At 74.8% G+C, this 2611-nt stretch carries 2 protein-coding genes; both read left to right on the top strand.

From position 1 onward, the window contains the following. Positions 1 to 1539, top strand: a 1539-nt coding sequence (locus tag SSOG_RS15730; protein ID WP_039937692.1) for a PD-(D/E)XK nuclease family protein, incomplete at its 5' end; no start/stop codon positions are given. Positions 1540 to 1665: 126 nt separating this feature from the next. After that, a partial coding sequence (locus SSOG_RS15725; protein WP_039937690.1) for a UvrD-helicase domain-containing protein occupies positions 1666 to 2611 on the top strand: 946 nt, incomplete at its 3' end.

The raw sequence follows: 2611 nt of genomic DNA, 5'->3' as shown, positions 1-2611 counted from the left end.
GGGGCCGCCGGGCGCAACGCCGACCGCGACCTGGACGCGGTGTGCGCGCTGTTCGAGACCGCCGCGCGCGCGGAGGAGCGCACCGGCGGCCGCGGCGCGCTCAACTTCCTCGACGAGCTCGACGCCCAGGACATCGCCGCCGACACCCTCTCGCGCCGCATCGCCCGCCCCGACGCCGTGCGGCTGATGACCGCCCACCGCTCCAAGGGGCTGGAATGGCGCCTGGTGGTCGTCGCGGGCGTCCAGGAGGGGCTGTGGCCGGACCTGCGGCGCCGCGGCTCGCTCCTGGAGGCGGACCGGATCGGCCGGGACGGGCTCGCCGAGCCGCTGACCCCGGGCGCGCTGCTGGCCGAGGAGCGGCGGCTGTTCTACGTGGCGGCGACCCGCGCCAGGGACCGGCTGGTGGTCACCGCCGTCAAGGCCGCCGCCGACGACGGCGACCAGCCCTCGCGGTTCCTGACCGAGCTGGGCGTCCCACCGGTCGACGTCACCCAGCGGCCGCGCCGCCCGCTGTCGGTCGCCGCGCTCGTCGCCGAGCTGCGCGCCACCACCGTCGACCCGGACGCCTCGGACGCCCTGCGGGAGGCCGCCGCGCAGCGGCTGGCACGGCTCGCGGCGCTGCGCGACGAGGACGGCCGGCCGCTCGTCCCCGCGGCCCACCCCTCCGGCTGGTGGGGCCTGTACGAGCCCACGCACAGCGAGGTGCCGCTGCGCGACCGCGACCGGCCCGTGGCGCTGTCAGGCAGCGCGCTCGACCAGCTCGTCAACACCTGCTCGCTCCAGTGGTTCCTGGGGCGCGAGGTCAAGGCGGACGCCCCGTCGACCGCCGCCCAGGGCTTCGGCAACGTCGTCCATGTCCTCGCCGACGAGGTGGCCTCCGGCCGTACCCCGGCCGACCTCGCCGTCCTGATGGAGCGCCTGGATTCCGTATGGGACGCGCTCGCCTTCGACGCCCCCTGGAAGTCGCGGCAGGAGAAGGAGCACGCCCGGGCGGCCTTGGAGCGCTTCCTGCGCTGGCATGTGATGGAGCGCGGCGGCCGCACGGCGGTCGCCTCCGAGCACGGCTTCGACGTCACCCTCGACGCCGAGACCTACCAGGTGCGCATCCGCGGCAGCATGGACCGCGTCGAGGCGGACGCCGAGGGGCGGGCGTACGTCGTCGACTTCAAGACCGGTAAGCAGTCCGTCACCCGCGGCGAGGTCGCCCACCACCCCCAGCTGGCGGTCTATCAGCTCGCCGTGCGCGAGGGCGCCGTCGACGGCCTCTTCGGTGACGACCGCCCCGAACCCGGCGGCGCCGAACTGGTCCAGCTGCGGCAGGGCGCCCCCAAGAAGGAGGGCGGCGAGACCGTCCCCAAGGTCCAGGCGCAGGAACCGCCCGTGGGGCCCGACGGGGAGTGGGTCGGCGAACTCCTCGCCACCGCGGCCGGACGCGTTCTCGACGAGCGCTTCGCCCCGAGTACCGGGGCGCACTGCGAGCGCTGCGCGTTCCGCGCCTCGTGCAGCGCCCGCGCGGAGGGCCGCCACGTGGTGGAGTGACCCGCGGGGCGGAGTGACGGGGGATGAGATGGCTTGTGGGGACATGTCCGTTGTCGTCGGCGGGAGATGTGGGCGCTTGTCCCCCTTGTGAGTGGCTTGTCAGTGGCGACCGATAGCCTCACTTGAGTGTCAGCCCGCATCGCCGATCCCGAGGAGCTCAAGGAGCTGCTCGGGATTCCGTTCACCCCGGAGCAGACGGCGTGCATCACCGCGCCGCCCGCCCCGCAGGTGATCGTCGCCGGAGCGGGCTCCGGCAAGACCACGGTGATGGCCGCACGCGTCGTGTGGCTGGTGGGCACCGGCCAGGTCGCGCCCGACCAGGTGCTGGGCCTCACGTTCACCAACAAGGCCGCGGGCGAACTGGCCGAGCGGGTGCGGAAGGCGCTCGTCAAGGCGGGCGTCGTGGACCCCGATCCGGATCCGGGCGCCGCCGAGGAGGCGGTGGGCGAGCCCAGCATCTCCACGTACCACGCCTTCGCCGGACAGCTCCTCAAGGAGCACGGGCTGCGCATCGGCCTGGAGCCCAGCGCCCGGCTGCTCGCCGACGCCACCCGCTTCCAGCTCGCCGCGCGCGTGCTGCGCACCGCCCCCGGCCCCTACCCGGCGCTCACCCGCCCCTTCGCCGACCTGGTGACGGACCTGCTCGCGCTCGACGCCGAGCTGGCCGAGCACCTGGTCCCCGCCGAGCGGCTCCGCCAGCACGACACCGAGCTGCTGGACACCCTCGACGCGGTGAAGCTGACCAACGACGCGCTGCGCAAGGTCCCCGAGGCCGCCCGCGCACGCCGCGAACTCCTCGGGCTGGTCGAGGAGTACCGCGCCGAGAAGAGCCGCCGCGATCTGCTCGACTTCGGCGACCAGATCGCGCTGTCCGCCACCCTGGCCCGCACCGGCCCTGAGGTCGGCCGGATCCTGCGGGAGCAGTTCGCGGTCGTCCTGCTGGACGAGTACCAGGACACCTCCGTCGCCCAGCGGCTGCTGCTGTCCGGGCTGTTCGGCGGCGGCACCGGACACCCCGTCACCGCCGTCGGCGACCCGTGCCAGGCCATCTACGGCTGGCGCGGCGCCTCGG

Origin of the sequence: Streptomyces himastatinicus ATCC 53653 (assembly GCF_000158915.1) — a bacterium.
GTDB classification, from domain to species: Bacteria; Actinomycetota; Actinomycetes; order Streptomycetales; family Streptomycetaceae; genus Streptomyces; species Streptomyces himastatinicus.
Note: the sequence above shows the minus strand (reverse complement) of the source record. Positions and strands in the feature narration are given on the sequence as shown.